The organism is Oceanicella sp., from assembly GCF_056449545.1.
The window spans coordinates 19,065-36,141 of sequence record NZ_JBWOMN010000090.1 but is presented as its reverse complement, the minus strand read 5'-3'; the positions used below and the strand labels follow the sequence as shown (position 1 = coordinate 36,141).

At 68.5% G+C, this 17,077-nt stretch carries 15 protein-coding genes, 1 other RNA gene and 1 pseudogene; 12 read left to right on the top strand and 5 right to left on the bottom strand.

Annotation, left to right across the window (positions count from 1 at the left end):
• The 6 genes and pseudogenes from glnQ to AC1HC7_RS12605 form a co-directional block, all read left to right on the top strand.
• A pseudogene (gene glnQ / locus AC1HC7_RS12630) lies at positions 1-263 on the top strand (glutamine ABC transporter ATP-binding protein GlnQ); the annotation flags it as partial.
• 18 nt (positions 264-281) lie between these two features.
• Positions 282-1,022, top strand: coding sequence for an amino acid ABC transporter permease (locus AC1HC7_RS12625; RefSeq protein WP_479497956.1), 741 nt, complete (start codon positions 282-284; stop codon positions 1,020-1,022).
• 21 nt (positions 1,023-1,043) lie between these two features.
• A complete protein-coding gene (locus tag AC1HC7_RS12620) occupies positions 1,044-1,622 on the top strand; it encodes a carboxymuconolactone decarboxylase family protein (RefSeq protein ID WP_479497955.1) in 579 nt (192 codons plus the stop codon).
• Positions 1,623-1,698: 76 nt separating this feature from the next.
• Positions 1,699-2,685, top strand: coding sequence for an isopenicillin N synthase family dioxygenase (locus AC1HC7_RS12615; RefSeq protein ID WP_479497954.1), 987 nt, complete (start codon positions 1,699-1,701; stop codon positions 2,683-2,685).
• A complete protein-coding gene (locus AC1HC7_RS12610) occupies positions 2,682-3,281 on the top strand; it encodes a helix-turn-helix domain-containing protein (RefSeq protein WP_479497953.1) in 600 nt (199 codons plus the stop codon). The genes AC1HC7_RS12615 and AC1HC7_RS12610 overlap by 4 nt, the downstream gene beginning before the upstream one ends.
• Positions 3,278-4,372: a hypothetical protein gene (locus AC1HC7_RS12605; RefSeq protein WP_479497952.1), complete on the top strand. Its 1,095-nt coding sequence runs from the start codon at positions 3,278-3,280 to the stop codon at positions 4,370-4,372. The genes AC1HC7_RS12610 and AC1HC7_RS12605 overlap by 4 nt, the downstream gene beginning before the upstream one ends.
• A gap of 220 nt (positions 4,373-4,592) precedes the next feature.
• On the opposite strand, the gene AC1HC7_RS12600 is transcribed toward AC1HC7_RS12605, so the two are convergent.
• Positions 4,593-6,194, bottom strand: a complete 1,602-nt coding sequence (locus AC1HC7_RS12600) for a BCCT family transporter (RefSeq protein ID WP_479497951.1) — start codon at positions 6,192-6,194, stop codon at positions 4,593-4,595.
• A 32-nt stretch (positions 6,195-6,226) separates the two neighbouring features.
• The gene (locus tag AC1HC7_RS12595) at positions 6,227-7,387 is read right to left on the bottom strand and encodes an ABC transporter substrate-binding protein (protein ID WP_479497950.1); all 1,161 of its coding nucleotides are present in this window, start codon (positions 7,385-7,387) and stop codon (positions 6,227-6,229) included.
• 32 nt (positions 7,388-7,419) lie between these two features.
• On the opposite strand from AC1HC7_RS12595, the gene AC1HC7_RS12590 reads away from it, so the two are divergent.
• Together AC1HC7_RS12590 and AC1HC7_RS12585 are read left to right on the top strand one after the other, a co-directional pair.
• On the top strand, positions 7,420-7,683 hold the full coding sequence (locus AC1HC7_RS12590) for a hypothetical protein (protein ID WP_479497949.1): 264 nt from the start codon (positions 7,420-7,422) through the stop codon (positions 7,681-7,683).
• Between the two features lie 236 nt (positions 7,684-7,919).
• Positions 7,920-8,747: a fused DSP-PTPase phosphatase/NAD kinase-like protein gene (locus AC1HC7_RS12585; protein WP_479499070.1), complete on the top strand. Its 828-nt coding sequence runs from the start codon at positions 7,920-7,922 to the stop codon at positions 8,745-8,747.
• Positions 8,748-9,064: 317 nt separating this feature from the next.
• Here the strand turns inward: AC1HC7_RS12585 and AC1HC7_RS12580 are convergent, their stop codons facing one another.
• From AC1HC7_RS12580 to ffs, 3 genes are all read right to left on the bottom strand, one after another.
• Positions 9,065-9,409: a YbaB/EbfC family nucleoid-associated protein gene (locus AC1HC7_RS12580; RefSeq protein ID WP_479497947.1), complete on the bottom strand. Its 345-nt coding sequence runs from the start codon at positions 9,407-9,409 to the stop codon at positions 9,065-9,067.
• A gap of 15 nt (positions 9,410-9,424) precedes the next feature.
• Positions 9,425-11,380: a DNA polymerase III subunit gamma/tau gene (locus tag AC1HC7_RS12575; protein ID WP_479499069.1), complete on the bottom strand. Its 1,956-nt coding sequence runs from the start codon at positions 11,378-11,380 to the stop codon at positions 9,425-9,427.
• Between the two features lie 153 nt (positions 11,381-11,533).
• Positions 11,534-11,630, bottom strand: an RNA gene (gene ffs / locus AC1HC7_RS12570) — signal recognition particle sRNA small type.
• Between the two features lie 252 nt (positions 11,631-11,882).
• Between ffs and nudC the strand changes: the two genes are divergently transcribed.
• The 4 genes from nudC to AC1HC7_RS12550 all read left to right on the top strand — a co-directional run bounded on the left by nudC (position 11,883) and on the right by AC1HC7_RS12550 (position 17,061).
• Positions 11,883-12,887 carry an NAD(+) diphosphatase gene (gene nudC / locus AC1HC7_RS12565; RefSeq protein WP_479497945.1) on the top strand — a complete coding sequence of 335 codons (1,005 nt, stop codon included), beginning with the start codon at positions 11,883-11,885 and terminating at the stop codon, positions 12,885-12,887.
• A 186-nt stretch (positions 12,888-13,073) separates the two neighbouring features.
• Complete coding sequence (locus AC1HC7_RS12560; protein WP_479497944.1) at positions 13,074-14,564, top strand: O-antigen ligase family protein; 1,491 nt, start codon at positions 13,074-13,076, stop codon at positions 14,562-14,564.
• A 69-nt stretch (positions 14,565-14,633) separates the two neighbouring features.
• Entirely contained in the window at positions 14,634-16,034 is a 1,401-nt protein-coding gene (locus tag AC1HC7_RS12555) for a lipopolysaccharide biosynthesis protein (protein WP_479497943.1), read from the top strand.
• Positions 16,021-17,061, top strand: a complete 1,041-nt coding sequence (locus AC1HC7_RS12550; protein WP_479497942.1) for a sulfotransferase family protein — start codon at positions 16,021-16,023, stop codon at positions 17,059-17,061. The genes AC1HC7_RS12555 and AC1HC7_RS12550 overlap by 14 nt, the downstream gene beginning before the upstream one ends.
• Positions 17,062-17,077: the final 16 nt, after the last annotated feature.

Sequence of the window (17,077 nt, the reverse complement as noted above, 5' to 3'; positions counted from 1 at the left end):
GGATCATGCTGTTCGACGAACCCACCTCGGCGCTGGATCCGGAGATGATCTCCGAGGTGCTCGACGTGATGACCGACCTCGCGCGCGACGGCATGACCATGATCTGCGTCACCCATGAAATGGGCTTCGCGCGGCGCGTCGCCGACAAGATGGCCTTCATGGACCATGGCGAGATCGTCGAGATGGCCGCCCCTGACAAATTCTTCGGCGCGCCGGACAGCGACCGCTGCCGCGACTTCCTGCAAAAGATCCTGCACCACTGACCAAAGGACGAGGCCCCCATGCGAGCCACGGCGCTGCTCACCCTCACGGCCTTCCTGCTGAGCGGCTGCTCGGAGAAATGGGGTTGGTATGTGGTCGACCCGTCCATGGAAACCGGCGCGAGCAACCTGCGGTTCCTGCTCAGCGGGCTCTACTACACCATCCTGCTGTCCTTCACCGCGATCTGCATCTCCGTCGTCGTCGGGCTGCTGGCGGCGCTGCCGGGGCTGTCCTCGAACCGGATCCTGCGCGGGGCCAGCCGCGGCTATGTGGAACTGGTGCGCGCGGTGCCGATCCTGGTGCTGATCCTCTGGGTCTATTACGGGCTGCCCCAGCTCACCGGCCTGTCGATCAACGTGTTCTGGGCCGGGGTGATCGCGCTGGCGCTGTCCGACAGCGCCTTCGAGGCGGAAATCTTTCGCGCCGGCATCCAGTCCATCAGCCGGGGGCAATACGAGGCGGCGCATTCGGTGTCGCTGCGCTACGGCGACACCATGCGCTTCGTGATCCTGCCCCAGGCCATCCGCCGGATCATGCCGGCGCTGGGCAACCAGCTGGTCTACATGCTGAAGATGTCCTCGCTGGTGTCGGTGATCGGCATGCAGGAACTGACCCGCAAGGCCAATGAACTGGTGGTCTCGGAATACCGGCCGCTGGAAATCTACACCGTGCTGGTGCTGGAATACCTGGTCCTGATCCTCATCGTGTCCTCCGCCGTGCGCTGGCTGGAACGCCGGATGCAGACCGACGAGCGCCTGTAGCCCCCCAACGGGAGACCCGCCATGCCAGCCTGGATACGCATGATCTCGGACGAGGACGCCGACCCGGCGCTGCTCGAAACCCTGAAGCTGGCGCGCACGCCGCACGGCACCGTGGACAACGTGATGCGGGTGCATTCGCTGCGCCCCAACACCATGAAGGGGCATCTGGCCCTGTATCGCGCGGCGCTGCACGACGACGCCAACACCCTGCCCATGTGGCTGCAGGAAACCGTCAGCTCCTATGTCTCGATCCTCAATGAATGCGACTATTCGCTGGCCAATCACTGGGCCAACGCGCGCCACCTGATCGGCGACGACGCGCGCGCCGATCGCATCGAGACGGCGCTGGCGCGCCGCCAGCCCGAAACCGCCTTCGACGGCGCCGAACTGGCGCTGCTGCGCTATGCGGAAAAGCTGACCCTGGCCCCGGCGCAGATGGTCCGCGGCGATGTGGAAGCCCTGAAATCGGCCGGGCTCGATGACGGCCAGATCCTCGAAGCCAACCAGATCATCTGCTATTTCAACTACGTGAACCGCTGCCTGAACGGGCTCGGCGTCACCACTGAAGGCGACGTGATCGGCTATTACGCGGGGGATTGATCACCGCGCAGAAGCGCGTTGCATTTCACGCAATAAATTGACTACAGTGCAAAGACCGGCCGCGTGGGCCGGAGCCATGAAAGAAGGGGGCGCGGCCATGGCCTATGCCGAGGCGAAGACGGTGGATCCAGACGTGATCCCGGTGATCGACATCGCGCCGCTGATGGACGGATCCGACCCGCTGCGCGTGGCCCGCGCCCTGCACGCCGCCAGCCAGGGGCTCGGCTTCATCTACGTCAAGAATCACGGCATCCCCGCCGGCTGCATCGCCGCCGCCCGCGCCGAGGCGCTGAAATTCTTCCGCGGCCCCGACGCCGCCAAGCAGGCGGTCGCGGTCTCCGCCAGTCATCGCGGCTGGATCGGGCGCGGCGGGGCCAAGATGCAGGACGACGCCAAGCCCGACCTGAAGGAAAGCTTTGTCTGGGGCTATCAGGACGCCGCCGGCGCCACCCCCGAGGATCACCCCCTGCGCGGCGCCAACCGCTGGCCCGCCGCGCAGCCGGCGCTGCAGACCAGCGCCATGGACTATTTCGCCCACGCCCATGACGTGGCCCATCACCTGATGCGGGGCTTCGCGCTGGGGCTCGGGCTCGACCGGGACTTCTTCCTGCGCAGCGCCTCGCGGCCGCTCAGCCGCGCCTCCTTCGTCTATTACCCGGCGCAGCCCGACGACATGGGCAAGGATCAGTTCGGCGTCGGCCCGCACACCGATTTCGGCGTGCTCACCGTGTTGTGCCAGGATTCCGTCGGCGGCCTGCAGGTCAAGGACGCGCAGGGCGACTGGATCCACGCCCCGCCCATCGAGGGCGCGCTGATCGTCAACGTCGCCGACCTGCTGGCGCGCTGGACCGACGGCGCCTACAAATCCACCCCGCACCGGGTGGTCAACGCCTCGGGGCGCGAACGCCTGTCGCTGGTGCTGGCCTTCGACCCGAACCCGGAAACGGTGATCGACGCGCGCGAAATCTTCGGCGCCGATTTCGACGCCGCCGAGCCGCCCACCACCTGCGGCGACTACCTGATCCGGCGCTTCGCGCGGGCGTTCGCTTACCGCAAATCATGACCCAGGACGCAGACCGGCAACGCAACGCCCGCGTCGATCTGGCCATTGGCGCGGCGCTGCGCGATCTGCGCGAGGCGCGCGGGGCCTCCGCCCGCCAGCTCGCCGCCCAGTCGGAAATCTCCGCCGCCATGATCAGCCGCATCGAAAACGGCCAGGTCTCGCCGTCGATCTCCACCCTGAGCGCGCTCAGCCGGGCGCTCAACGTGCCGCTGGTCAGCCTGTTTCGCGAAACCGCGGCCGACCACGCCGATTTCACCCATGTGAAGCGCGGCGACGGGCTGAAATCCACCCGCATCCACGACAGCCACAGCCACGAATTCGTCAACCTCGCCTTCCACGCCCGGCGCGACCTGCAATTCGAGGCCCGGCTGGTGACCCTGTCGCGCCAGGAGGCCCGCCCGCCCATCTATGTGGGCCATGGCGTGGTGTTCGTGCATGTGATCGAGGGCGAGGCGATCTATGGCTACGGACCCGAGGAAATCCGTCTCAACGCCGGGGACAGCCTCAGCCTCGACGCCGAGCTCAGCCACGGATTCCGCGAGGTGCTGACCCCGAAGCTGGTGTTCCTCACCGTGCAGGCGGAACGCCGGCGATGACCCGCGACGCCGATTTCGCCCGCGACCTCGCCGCCGGGGCGCGCAACCTGCTGCTCAACTGCGCCGGGCTGACCCCGACATCGCGACTGCTGATCGTGCATGAACGCCCCGATCTGGGCTGGCACGACCGCGAAGCCCCCATGGCCGTGGCCGCCGAGGCGCGCCGCCTAGGCGCGACGCCGCATATGCTGGAGGTCGGCCCGCCCTCCAACGACCGCGATCCCCGGATCGAGGCGGCCATCGCCGCCCATGACGTCATCGTGTTCTTCGCGCGCATCGGCGATCAGGATCGCTTCACCGCCCCGGACCCGGACAAGACCTGGGTGATGAGCTACGCGCGCGACGCCGGGATGCTGGCCTCGGCCTTCGGGCGCACCGACCACCGGGCGCTGCTGCGCCTGAAGGGGGCGGTGAACGACCTGCTGCTCGGGGCCGAACGCATCGACCTGTCCTGCGCGCTGGGCACGCGCCTGTCGGGCGCCCTGTCGCCCGAGGCCCGCGCGAGCCGCCGCGACGTGGGCATCAGGCGGTTTCCCATGGGGGTGCCCCAACCCATCGACGCGGCGGGGTTTTCCGGGCGGGTGGCGCTGGCGCATTACCTCACCCCCACCGGGTCGCGGGTCTATGACCCGGCCTTTCTGAAGGTCGAGCGCGTGGTCATGGCCGAGGTGACGGCGGGCCGCGTCACCGGCTTTTCCGGCGACCCCGAGGACGCCGCGCGCGTGCGCCTGCATCACCGCGCCGTCGCCGCCTGCTTCGGCATCGACGCCGACGCCATCCATTCCTGGCATGCGGGCATCCACCCGGGCTGCGACTATCGCGCGGAGGCGGCGCAGAACCCGGACCGCTGGTCCAACACCGCCTTCGCCAATCCGCGCCTGCTGCATTTCCACACCTGCGGCGCCTACGCCCCCGGCGAGATCTGCTGGATGGTGCTGGACCCGACGATCCGCATCGACGGCGCGGCGCTGTGGGATCGGGGGCGGCTGCGCGCCGAGGCCTTCGCCCCCACCCGCGCCTGCCTCGACGCCTGGCCGGCGCTGGCCGCGCTGCTCGCCGATCCCGCGCCCCGGGTCGGCCTGCCGGCCTAGCCCCCCGCGGGCCTGCGGCGGCCCGGCAGGATCGGACCGTCCGCCAAGGCGCATCCACCGCTTGAGAATGGACATGCCGGCGCCCGCGAGACGCCGGTTTCGGGGTGGGGTCGAAACGACCGAGGCGCCGCCCCCTCGGTCGAAAGATCGGGCCGACTTGCGTGAAAAAGGGGGCGATCGGACCGCCCCCTTTGCTTTCGCAATGCTTTGCGCACCCCTACTAGCGGTTCAGGAACTCGAGCTCGTACTTGTCCTGAACGTCCGGCTGCGGGAAGTCTTCGTGCAGGGCCTTGACTATGCCGTAGATCATGAACAGCAGGATGATCGCGATCGGAAGCCCGGCCACGATCGACGCGGTCTGAAGGGCGCTGAGCCCGCCGGCAAGCATCAATATCCCGGCCACGATCCCGGCCGTCAGACCCCAGAAGATCCGAAACTTGATCGGCGGGTGCTCGTCGCCCATCGACAGCATCGTGCACATCACCAACGTGCCCGAGTCAGACGAGGTGACAAACCACGAGATCAGCAGGATGGTGACCAGGACGGTGATCGGATAGACCAGCCAGTCATAGCCGAAACCGGCTACGGTCTGGAACACGCCGGATGCGTAATCGGCATTCACCGCATCAGCGACGCCGGCATCGTAGAACAGGTCCACGCCGGCTGCCGCGCCCCCGAACACGCCCATCCAGAGCAGCACGACCGAGGTCGGAATCAACAGCACGCAGAAGCAGAACTGCCGGATCGTGCGGCCTTTCGAGACGCGGGCGATGAAGAGGCCGACAAACGGACACCAGGCGATCCACCAGCCCCAGTAGAAGATGGTCCACCAGCTCTGCCACTGGCTTTCGGGATCGCCATTGATCCAGAAGCCCATCGGGATGACGTTCCAGAGATAGTCGCCCATGCTCGAGATGGTGATGCCAAGGATGAACGCGGTCGGGCCCAGGATCAGGAACAGCGCCAGCAAGCCGATGCTTGCGATGACATTCGCTTCGCTCAGGATACGCACGCCCTTGCCGACCCCCGACGCCGCCGAAGCCGTGCCGAGGGCGGTGATGATGGCCACCAGGATCAGCTGATTGGTCTGGGTGTTTTCCATCCAGCCAAGCTTCTCGATCCCGGCGGCGATCGGGGTGACCCCCAGACCAAGCGACGTGGCAAGGCCGAAGATCGTGCCGAATACGCCGATCAGGTCGATCAGATGCCCCCAGGGGCCGTAGATCTTTTCCTTCAGAACCGGGTACAGCGCCGTGCGCAGGGTCAGGGGCATGTCCCGCCGGTAGGAAAAATAGGCAAGGCTGAGGCCGACCAGCACATACAATCCCCATCCATGCAGGCCCCAGTGAAAATCCGTCACCCGCACCGCATTGACGGCGGCGTCAACGGTGCCGGGGGCGATGCCCTCCCGGGTCAGGAACGGGTTGTCCTGCATGTGAAACATCGGTTCGGCAACGCCCCAGTAGATCAGTCCGGATCCGAGCCCTGCGCTGAACAGCATGCAGATCCACGAGAATGTCGAGAAATCCGGCTCGTCATCCTCCTTGCCGAGCTTGACATCCCCGAACCGGCTGATGAGCAGCCAGAAGACAAAGAACAATGCGGCATTGACCACCACCACATAGAACCATCCCAGAGTGCCGATGATAAAATCCTTGCCCGTCGCGAATATTGCGCTCGAAGCTTCGACATCCCTGATGGTGAAGAAGACAAACGTCAAGATCATGACTATCGAGGCAATGCCCATGGTGACGTTCATGCCTGCGAATATGCCTGTTTTCGCTACGAGGTTGTCTGGCGGTGCGTGCGTTTCATCACTCATAACAATTCCCTCTCGGTTCACATGTTCTTTGATTATCGGGTCGATCCGGCGGCGCCTTGTCGAACGGACACAGCCATCCAGGCGTCAAACGCCTCTTCCAGCCTTGCGTGGTTCTCGGACCACCATTGCGCATCGGACAGAATATGCAGATTGTCCGCGTAGGCCGGACCGTTGGGTATTTGCGCAAGCGCATCTTCGGACAGCAACGCCAGCGACGATTTCCGGGTGGGCCCGTTCGGCATGTAGCCGACCATTCTCGCCAGCGATTCCGTGCTGCTGGCATAGCGGATGAAATCCATGGCCTCGTCCTTGTAACGGCTGCCTTTCGGGATGCCGAACAGGTCGAGTTCGATCACCCGCCCGTCCCAGATGACGGTGAAATTCGCCCCGTCCTCGCGCGCGGCCTGCGCGCCGGTCGTGGCCCAGATCATCGCCATGGACACGTCGCCCGCATTCAGCATCCGGACCGGCTGACGCCCGGTGTCCCAGGTTTGCAGGCCGGGCTTGATCGCGTCCATCGTCGCCAGAGCGCGCCGGACGCCGTCTTCGGTCTCCAGCGTCGGGTAGACCGCTTCGCGGGGGACGCCGTCCGCCATCAACGCCCATTCCATGATCACGGTGGGATCATTGCGAATCGCGCGCCGCCCCGGAAAGGTCTTGGCATCGAAGAAATCCGCGATCGAAACCGGGGGATTGTCGCCGTAAGCGTCCTGGTTGTAGGCAAAGGCCGTGGCCCAGACGATGACGCCGACGCCGCAGGGATTCAGGGCCCCTTCGACGAAATCGTCGCGGAACGGGACGCCGTCCGCGCCCGGGGGCAATTCGATGTCTTCGAGTTTTTCCAGCAGCCCCTCCTTGCAGGCGCGCAGGGAATCCGCCTGGGTCAGATCGACGACATCCCAAACCACATTCGCGGATTCAACCTGATCGCGAATTTCGTCGATGCCGCCATTGTAATGCTCGACATGGACGCGAACGCCGTTCTCCTCCTCATAGGGGCGCACGAAACCGAGCATCTGACTGCGCATGTATGGCCCGGTCCAGGTCGTGAAGGTGATCTCGTTCCCGGGACCTGCGTTCCGGGCGGCGTTTTCACTGTCCTGCGCAAGCAAACCGCCAGCCGTGACCGACAACAGCAACATTGCCCAGGCCGCCGAGCGACCGGTCGCTGCCGCGTATCCGTATCGATTCATCATACGCTCCCATGTTGCGGGCTGGTTTGCCCATGTATTGCATTCCGCGCCCGGCAATGCCTTTGAGGCGCAATGAATGTTTTCTGATTGATCCGAATATGCTGTATTCAAAAGCTGTCCCCGATTGGATCCGCGATATGTTCGCCAAACGAACATCGCCTTCAACCAAATGGGGCATTTTCCTGCCGCTATTATTAGTCAGCAAAAAAGCGAAGCAATATCGCTCTATTGCGACAACTCATCATTCAGAATGGACCTGCCGGGCCGGTTCGGGCGTGCTGTCTGGCGCTGCGTGACGGATCGAAAGCAATGTCTGGTCACCCTGGCCGATTGGCCGGGCAAAGCGGGACCAATGCCGAAATTCGCGGACAGAGAACCACAGACGGTCGCGATCGCCGAGCCCGCGGGGGCCGTTGCAACGGAGCGTTTCCGTTCCAGGTCAGGCGATTGCAGCGGATTGCAAATCCGTGCACACTGGCGCGATCACGGTCGTCGCCTCCGCGACCCGCCCCCGGTTCGGAGAGCCAAGCGCATGTCCTCCCCCGACGAGCCCGGGCGCCCCCGGCCAGCCCCCCGCGCCGCCCCCGCCGCAAGAAAGCTGGCCGGGCCCGGCATTCCGCCGCCAAGGCGCGACCCCGACGACCCGTCGCTGCCGCCAAAGACCCGCAAGCGCCTGCAGCGCCGCCAGCGCGGCCGCCTGCGTTGGGGCGGCGAGATCCGCGGCTGGCGCCACCGCCTGCACGCCTGGCTGAACATGCTGTTCGTGGATCACGCGGTGTTCCGCGCGATCCACCTCAACCGCCATCGCGTCGGCGCCCATGCCTGGCGCGCCGCCCAGCCCCTGCCCTGGCAGATCGCCCGCATGGCGCGCGACGGCGTCAGGACCGTGGTCACCCTGCGCGGCGGGGTGATCTTCGGATCCTTCCCGCTGGAGCGCGAGGCCTGCGCCCGCCACGGCCTGAATTTCGAACGCTTCGTGCTGCGCTCGCGCGATCTGCCCAAACCCGAGGAGATCGCCGAGCTTGAAACCCTGATCGCGCAGCTCGAACGCCCGGTGCTGTTCCATTGCAAATCCGGCGCCGACCGCGCCGGGTTCATGGCGGCATTGTGGCTGATTCTGGCCGAGGGCCGCCCGGTGGCCGAGGCCCGCTCCCAGCTTTCCCTGCGCTACGGGCATTTCAGATCCGGTCCGACGGGGGTGCTCGACCTGTTCTTCGACAGGGCGGCCGAGGCCGAATCCCGGGGCGTTCACTTTCGCGACTGGGTCAAAACGGAATATGACCGCGCGGCCCTGACCCGCGATTTCAAGGCCTCGGGCGCCGGCGCCTTCATCACCGACCGTCTGCTGGGTCGGGAGTAAGCCCACATCGCAATCGCGCCAATTCCCTGCGAACAAAACGATTTCGGCCCAGCGATTGACTACGGTGTCAGTCGCCGGGCCGGAGAATTAACAGATACGCGTTAACTTATCGCACTCCGCTACGCTTGCGATTTCTAATCCTCACAACGCTACGTTAACCATTCATGAACGTTAACGCCGTCGCGATCAAGTGGATTTTTTCGCTGATGCGCCGCCGCCCGCGCCAGCCATTGCCAAAATGCAACAGCCCCGCGCGCCGCGCGCGAAATCAGGCGAAATCCGGCCCATTCGCGGGCGCCTGGAAACTTCGCCGGCGCCTAGAAAGGCAGCTTCATGCCCGGCGGCAGCGGCAGGCCCTCGGTGGCCTTGGCCATCTCCGCCTGCGCCGCCAGCGCGGCCTTGTCCTGGGCGTCCTTGACCGCGGCGACGATCAGATCCTCGACCACCTCCTTGTCCTCGGGCGAAAATATCGTCGGGTCGATGTCGAGCCGCTTCAATTCGCCCTTGGCGGTGCAGATCGCCTTCACCATGCCGGCGCCGGCCTCGCCCTCGACCTCGATCTCGTCGAGCCGCGCCTGCGCCGCCTCCATCTTGCCCTGCATCTCCTGCGCGGCCTTCATCATCTTGGCCATGTCGCCAAGCTGTCCCAAACCCTTCAGCATTCGCTTCTCCTGATCTCAGTCCGAGAACGGATCGACCGGATCCCAGTCATCCCATTCGTCCTCGCCGAATTCCGGCCTGTCATCCTCCGCCGGGGCCAGCGGCGCAAGGGCGCCGGCGCCTTCGCCGTCGGCGGCGTAGGCGCGGGTCTCCTTGATTTGCGCGCCGGGAAACGCGGCCAGCGCGGCCTGCACCAGCGGATGGGTCTTCAGCGCCGCGTGCAGATCGGCGCGTGCGGCGCCGCGGGTTTCGGCGATGGTGGGCGTCGGGTCGGGGGCGTCGGCCTCGACAATCGCCATCCAGCGCGCCCCGGTCCAGCTTTGCAGCCGCTGCGCCAGATCGGCGGCGAGGCCCGTGGGCGCATCCGGGGTCGGCGCGAACACGATGCGCCCGGGACGGTAGGCGACAAGCCGCAGATGGCTCTCCACCTCCACCAGCAGCTTGGCGTCGCGCTTGGCGCGGATCAGCGCCACCACGTCGTCGAATGTCCGGTAATGCGCCAGCGCCTCGGACTCGGGTTGCGCGCTGGTCTGGGCGCTGGTCTGGGCGTTGCCCAGCAGCGCGCGCGGGGCCAGCGCCCCGCCGCCCTCGCCGCCGGTGGCCACGCCGCGCAGCGCGCCGCCGTGATTTCCGCCGTGATTTTGGTCGTGATTTCCACCGTGATTTCCGCCCTGAACGCCCCCTTGACCACCGCCGCCCGCGGCGTGCGGCCCGCCGGGGGCGCCCCCGGAACCGACCTCGCCGCCCGTCGCCTCAAGCCTGCGCAGGATGTCGCCGGGCGTCGGCATGGTGGCCACATGGGTGAACCGGATCACCGCCATTTCCGCCGCCATCATCGCGTTGGGCGCGGCGGCGACCTCGTCGAGCGCCTTCAGCAGCATCTGCCACAGCCGCAGCAGCGGCGGCTGCCCGAGCCGCGCCGCCAGATCGCGCCCGCGCATGCGTTCGTCGGGGCCGATCGAGGGGTCGTCGGCGGCGCTTGCCGCGATCTTGACCACGGACACCCAATGGGTGACCTCGGCCAGATCGCGCAGCACCGCCAACGGATCGGCGCCGGCGGCGTATTGCTCGCCCAGCTCGCCCAGCGCGCCGGCGCAATCGCCGCGCATCACCGCCTCGAACAGGTCCAGAACCCGCCCCCGATCCGCCAGCCCCAGCATGGCGCGCACCTGATCGGCGCCGGTCTCGCCGCCGCCCGGCGGCCCGCCATGGGCGATCGCCTGATCCAGCAGCGACAGCGCGTCGCGCGCCGACCCTTCCGAGGCCCGCGCGATCAGCGCCAGCGCATCCGCCGCGATCGCCGCGTTTTCCTTGGCCGCGATCCCGGCGAGGAAATCGATCATCACCTCCGGCTCGATGCGGCGCAGGTCGAAGCGCTGGCAGCGCGACAGCACCGTCACCGGCACTTTCCGGATTTCCGTGGTGGCGAAGATGAACTTGACGTGCTCGGGGGGTTCCTCCAGCGTCTTGAGCAACGCGTTGAAGGCGTTGGTCGAGAGCATGTGCACCTCGTCGATCACATAGACCTTGTAGCGCGCCGAGGCCGCCCGGTAGCGCACTGAATCGATGATCTCGCGGATGTCCCCGACCCCGGTGCGGCTGGCGGCGTCCATCTCCAGCACGTCCACATGGCGCGAATCGGCGATGGCGACGCAGGGTTCGCAGACGCCGCAGGGCGCGATGGTCGGCCCGCCCTTGCCGTCCGGCCCGATGCAGTTCAGCCCCTTGGCGATGATGCGCGCGGTGGTGGTCTTGCCCACGCCGCGCACCCCGGTGAGCATGAAGGCGTGGTGGATGCGGTCCGAGTCGAAGGCGTTCTTCAACGTGCGGACCATGGCCTCCTGGCCAATCAGGTCGCTGAAATCCGCCGGCCGATATTTTCGCGCCAGCACCTGATAGCCGGCCCCGCTCGCGCTTGCTTCTGCGCTTGCTTCTGCGCTTGCTTCGGGGGGCGTCGGGGTCGCCTCGGTCATGCGCGCGCTCGCTTTCGGGATGGCGGGGATTGCGGGTCGCCCGACAATATGCCCCCGCGCGCCCAGTCACAAGCGCAGGTCGCAAGCGCCGGCGCGCATCAAGGGCCGCCCGACGAGCGGGGAGGAAATTGCGGGTGGGGAATAGCGGGGGGGGGTGAGAGGCTGGACAACGACCCAAACGAGACTCGTTACGGTTGCTTCCTTCCGGACCTGGCCGGATTGGCGAGGCGTTCGCCCGCGCCAACCTCTCAAGGGCACAGATAGCGATTCGCGCGCGCCATGACAAGAGGCCGTGCCGCCCCTCCCCGTGGCTGGCCCCCGTGGCTGGCCCCCGTGGCTGGCCCCCGTGGCTGGCCCCCGTGGCTGGCCCCCGTGGCTGACCCCGTGGCTGACCCCCGAGGCCGCCCCCGTGGCGCCCCCCCCGCCAAGGCGTGATTTGCAGCCCACCCGCGATTGGGGCAAGGTCGCGGCGCCCGCCGCATGAACACGGAAATCCCTGACGATGATCACCGAAGACCACATCACCTTCGCCAAAGGAACCCGGGATCGCGCCGACCATCTGCGCGGCGACGCGGCGCGCATCGACCGGCTCTGGCGCGCGCCCGGGGCCTGCATCCTGCCGCTCTGGCGCGGCAAGCCGCTGGTCAGCCTCGACCCGCCCCCCACGCCCGACGCGCCCCCGAACCGCGCCCCCGCGCTCTGCTGGCTGTCCCCCGGCGCGCCCCTGCTGGCCGAGGCGAAGACCCCGCCGGCCTTCCTCGGCCTGTCGGGCGATGACGGCTGCTTCGCGCTTGACGTGTCCCCCTGGACCGACCCCGCGACCGCCCCCGGCGCCCAGGGCTTTTTCGACAAGACCCTCAACCACCACCCCTCGCTGCCCGACCATGTGCGCTTTGCCGAATTGCGCGGCGTGATGGCCGACCTCAGCGCGCAGGACGCCGCCGACGCCGCCACCGCCAAGGGGATCCTGGAATGGCACCGCAGCCACCGCTTCTGCGCCCGCTGCGGCCAGCCCTCGGCCATGGACGGCGCCGGCTGGCGGCGCAAATGCGACGGCTGCGGGGCGCTGCATTTTCCGCGCACCGACCCGGTGGTGATCATGCTCATCACCCATGGCGACCGCGTCCTGTTGGGGCGCAACGCCATGTGGCCCGCGGGCATGTATTCGCTGCTCGCCGGTTTCATGGAGCCGGGCGAGACCATCGAGGCCGCGGTGCGCCGCGAAACCTTCGAGGAGGCCGCGATCACCGTGGGCCGCGTGCGCTACCTCGCCAGCCAGCCCTGGCCGTTCCCCTCCTCGCTGATGATCGGCTGCGCGGGCGAGGCGCTGGACGACGCCATCGACATCGACCCCAAGGAGCTGGAGGAAGCCATGTGGACGCCCCGCGCCGAAATCCGCGCCGCCCTGGCCGGCGAGCACCCGAAAATCCTTGCGGCAAGGCGCGGCGCCATCGCCCGCACCCTGCTTGAAGCCTGGATCGAGGACCGCGCCGGCGCCTTCGCCTGAGTCTCGATCGTCAATCCGTCCCCGCCCCCGCCCGGACCGGACCGGCGCCGCGATCGGGCTTCTCGCCCGCGCGGCGATGGTGTAAACGCGGGAAAAGCAACAGCGAGGCCACGCCCGCCCGCGCGCGGTCCCGGACGCCGAGCATCGGGGGCGCGCGACATCGGGGGCGCGCAGCATCGGGGGCGCATGACGGACCTGCCGGATCATCGCGGCGATCGCCTGGCCGATCGGATCGGAAAACTGGCCGAAAAACGCGCCGGATCCCGGCGTGACGCCCATGGCGGCGGCCGCACGGCGCCCGGGCCGGCGATCCACGCCCCCCGAGGCTACACGGTGGCGCTGTCCTCGGTGCTGATGACCATGGTCATCGTCGGCGCGCTGCGCAATCCCGGCGAACTGCCGCTGTTCATCCGCATCCTCGCGCCGCTGGCCGGGCTGGCCTTCCTCGCCGCCACCGCCGCCGTCAGCCGCATGTTCTTCCTGCCCTACATGGTGGTGGCCATCGGCTTCGTCGGAACCCTGAAAGCCGGCCCCGATCCGGTGACGCTGATCAAGCTGGCGCAGGTGTTCCTGATGGTCTGCATGGCGCACCTGGTCAGCACGCTGGACCCCGCGACCATGGCCCGGCGCATCGTCTCCATCCTCATGCCCCTGGCCATCATCGTCATTCCGCTGGAAATGGCGTTCGGCACGCCCTCGGCCACCCGCGACCTGTTCGGCGTGTCGCTGCTGCGCTTCGACGGGCTGGCCGGGCATCACAATTACAGCGCCGCGCTCTACTGCTTTCTCGGCATCATCCTGCTCTATCACCGCAGATACCTGGCGGCGCTGTTCTTCTTCGCGGTGATCCTGACCACCGCCAGCCGCGGCTTCGCGGCGGCGGCGCTGCTGGCGCTGGCGGTGGCGCTGGTCCCGGGGCGGCTGTTCAAGACCGGGGCGGCGCTGGCCATCGTGCTGATCGCCGCCAGCTTCCCGCTGTGGCTGTGGGAGCTCGACAAGCTCCTGACCCCGCAGACCAAGGTGATGCTGAACGTGCTCACCTCGCTGCGCTACGACCACTGGATCACCCATATCAACATGGGCCTGCAGAACCCCTGGTTCGGCGTCGGCTACCTCAACAGCGTCGAGGTCTACGACCAGTATCACATCGGCAGCATGAAACGCCTGCTGCGCGAACAGGAGGCCCACAACCTGTTCATTTCCCTGTTCGCCGAATGGGGCGTGGTCGCCTGGCTGCTGTTCTCGGCCTTCTTCGTGCGCCTGACGCTGTGGGTGGGGGCGCGCAATTCCATGGACCTGCCGATCCTGGTCTATATCGCGGTGATCTTCTCCTTCTACAACGGCATCACCGAATGGGTGATGTGGTTCGGCGCCGGCTACCTGCTGGCGCGCTGGCGCGAGGCCGGGCGCAAATCGGGCGCCCCCCCCGAAGCCGCCCCCGACACCGACGCCGACACCGACGCCGACATCGATTCAGGGGCCGGCCCGGCAACCGATCCCGACGCCGACCCCGGTCCTCGCGGCCCCGACCGCCCCGGCGGTTTCGCCACCCGTTCGCCTGCCGGTTTGCCGACGAAACCCGGCCCCGACGCGGTCGCGGCGGCCCGCGCGCTCGCGGGGCGCGAAGCCGCGCCGCCGCCTTCCCGGCGGGGGCGACAGGGGCGATTTGTCCCTTGACCGGCGCGCCCGCATCGGACAAATCCCGACGGGACCGGCAAGCGTGCAGCGTAGTCAGAGCGGGGCGAGGTGATCTTCAATTCCGGAACGCGGGCGCGGATTCGCGCCCAGATCGCCCGCCAGACCGACGATGCGCTGTTTCGCAAGCTCGCCGGCGGCGCCGGCAAGGCGCTGGCGATCAAGATCGCCGCCGCCGGCCTGACCTTCGCCATGCTGGTGCTGATGGCGCGCGCCATGAAACCCGAAACCTTCGGCCGCTTCGGCTTCGGCCTCAGCCTCGCCACCTATCTGTCGGTGGTCGCCGGGGCCGGGCTGCACACCGCGATCCTGCGCTGGTGGCCGGAATACGACGGCGGCGGCGACCCCGGGCGCGCCCGCGACGTGCTCTACTGGGGCGAACGCGTGAGCCTCGCCGGCGGCTTCGCCTTCGGCGCCGGGCTGGCGCTGCTGGTCTGGATCGGCGGGGTGGGCGGCGACACCATGCTGGCGGCGTCCCTGTTCGTGCCCGCCGCCACCTGGGCCGCCTATGTGTCGGGCGCCCTGCGCGCGCAGGGCATGATCGTCGCCTCGCTGGCCCCGCGCGACGTCTTGTGGCGCGGTTTCGGCGTGGCGCTGGCGCTGGGGGCGCTGGCCTCGGGCCAATTCCTGACCTCGACCATGCCGCTGATGGCGCTGGCCGGGGCGCTGGCGCTGCTGACGCTGTGGCAGTCGCGCCGCCTGCGCCGCCTCGACGGCGGCCCGACGCTGGATTTTCGCGACGACCTGGCGCGCAGCTTCGATCAGCCCCGGCGCGGCTGGCTGGCCACCGCGGCGCCGATCTGGGCGGCGGTGGCGCTGGCGGCGGGGACCCAGCATCTCGACGTTGTGGTGGTGGGCGCGGCGCTCTCCCCCGAGGCGGCGGGCCAGTATTTCGCCGCCCTCAGCATCGCCGCGCTGCTGGGGCTGATGCTGATGGCCGCCAATCTGGTGGCGGCGCCGATCATCTCGCGCCACTATCACCGCAACGAGCACGCCACCCTGCAGCGCACCCTGCGACTGGTGGCGCTGGGCGTCGGCGCCCCGACGCTGGCGGTGCTGGCCGGGGTGGCGCTGTTCGGCGATTTCCTGCTCGGCCTGTTCGGCGAGGAGTTCCGCGCCAGCTATCCGATCCTGCTGCTGCTGGCCTCGGGCGTGGCGCTGAACGCGCTGTTCGGCCCCACCAACCCGCTGCTGATGATGACCGGGCGCTCCGCGGCGCTGCTGCGCATCCTGGCGATATCCTACGGGGCGGGGCTGGCGTTCCAGCTGATCAGCGTCTGGTGGCTTGGGGTCTGGGGGGTGGCGATCGGCAATTTCGCCACCCTGCTGCTGCGCAACCTGCTGGCGCGCCGGGCCTGCATCCGCGGCGCCGGGGTCGACCCCACGGCGCTCTGCCTGATCGCGCCGATCCTCAACATGCTGAAAGGCCCCCAGGGCGATGCCCAACGCTGACCCGCCCGAACCCGCCCCGCCCCGCGCCTATGCGGCGCTGATCTACTGCGCGCGCTCGGGCTCCACCTTCCTCGCCCATCGGCTTGACGCCGCCGCGCCCGACATCGCGGTGCTGCCGGAATTCACCCTGCCCCAGCTGCTGTTCTGGATGGGCGAGGCCCGGGTGCGCGCGCTCGACCCCGCCGGGCTCGCCGAGCTGTTCCGCGAGGACGCCCAGTTCGTCAATCTCGGGCTCTCTGACGCCGCCGCCGCCGCGATCGCGCAAACCTGCGCCGGGCAGGGCGCGCGCGCCATCCTCGACGCGGTGATCGACGCGCATCTGCGCCGCGTCGCCGCCCCCGGCTGCAAGCTGGCGATCCTGAAAAACGGCGCCCTCGCCATCAACGCCGAACGCACGCTCGAAACCTTCCCCGAGCTGCGCTTCCTGCATGTGCGGCGCGACCCGCGCGGGGTGGCCAATTCCATGATCCGCACCGCCTCCCCCTTTGACGACGGCAAGCCCATGGCCCGCGGCGACGCCATCCACGCGGCCAAGCTGTGGCGGCGCTACATGGCCCGGGTGCGCGCGCTCGCCGCCAGGGCCCCGGTGCTCGACATCGCCTATGAAGACCTCGTCGCCGACCCCGAGGCCGCGATCGCGCGCATCCGCGCCTGGCTCGGCGCCGCGCCCGCGCCCGCCGGCCAGGGCCGCCCCGGCTTCCAGGTCCCGCCCCCCGAACGCGCCCTGCACCAGCTCGCCGCCGGCGCCCCCCAACCCGCCCGCGCCGAGGCCTGGGCCCGCGAGCTCCCCCCCTGGCTGCGCGCCGGCGTCGAATCCGTGGCCGCCGCGGACATGGACCGCCTCGGCTATCCCCGCCCCCAAGGCGGCGCGCCCATGCCGCTGCGCGCCCGCCTTCACCATCTCTGGCGCGGCGCGGCGCATTACCTGTCGGCGGCGCGGCGCTACCTGGGCTGGCTGGCCAGCGACCCGCGCCGCGCCCGGGTGCGCATGCGCCAGTTTCTCATGCGCCTGACCGGGCGCAACTGACCGCCGCCGCCGGTTG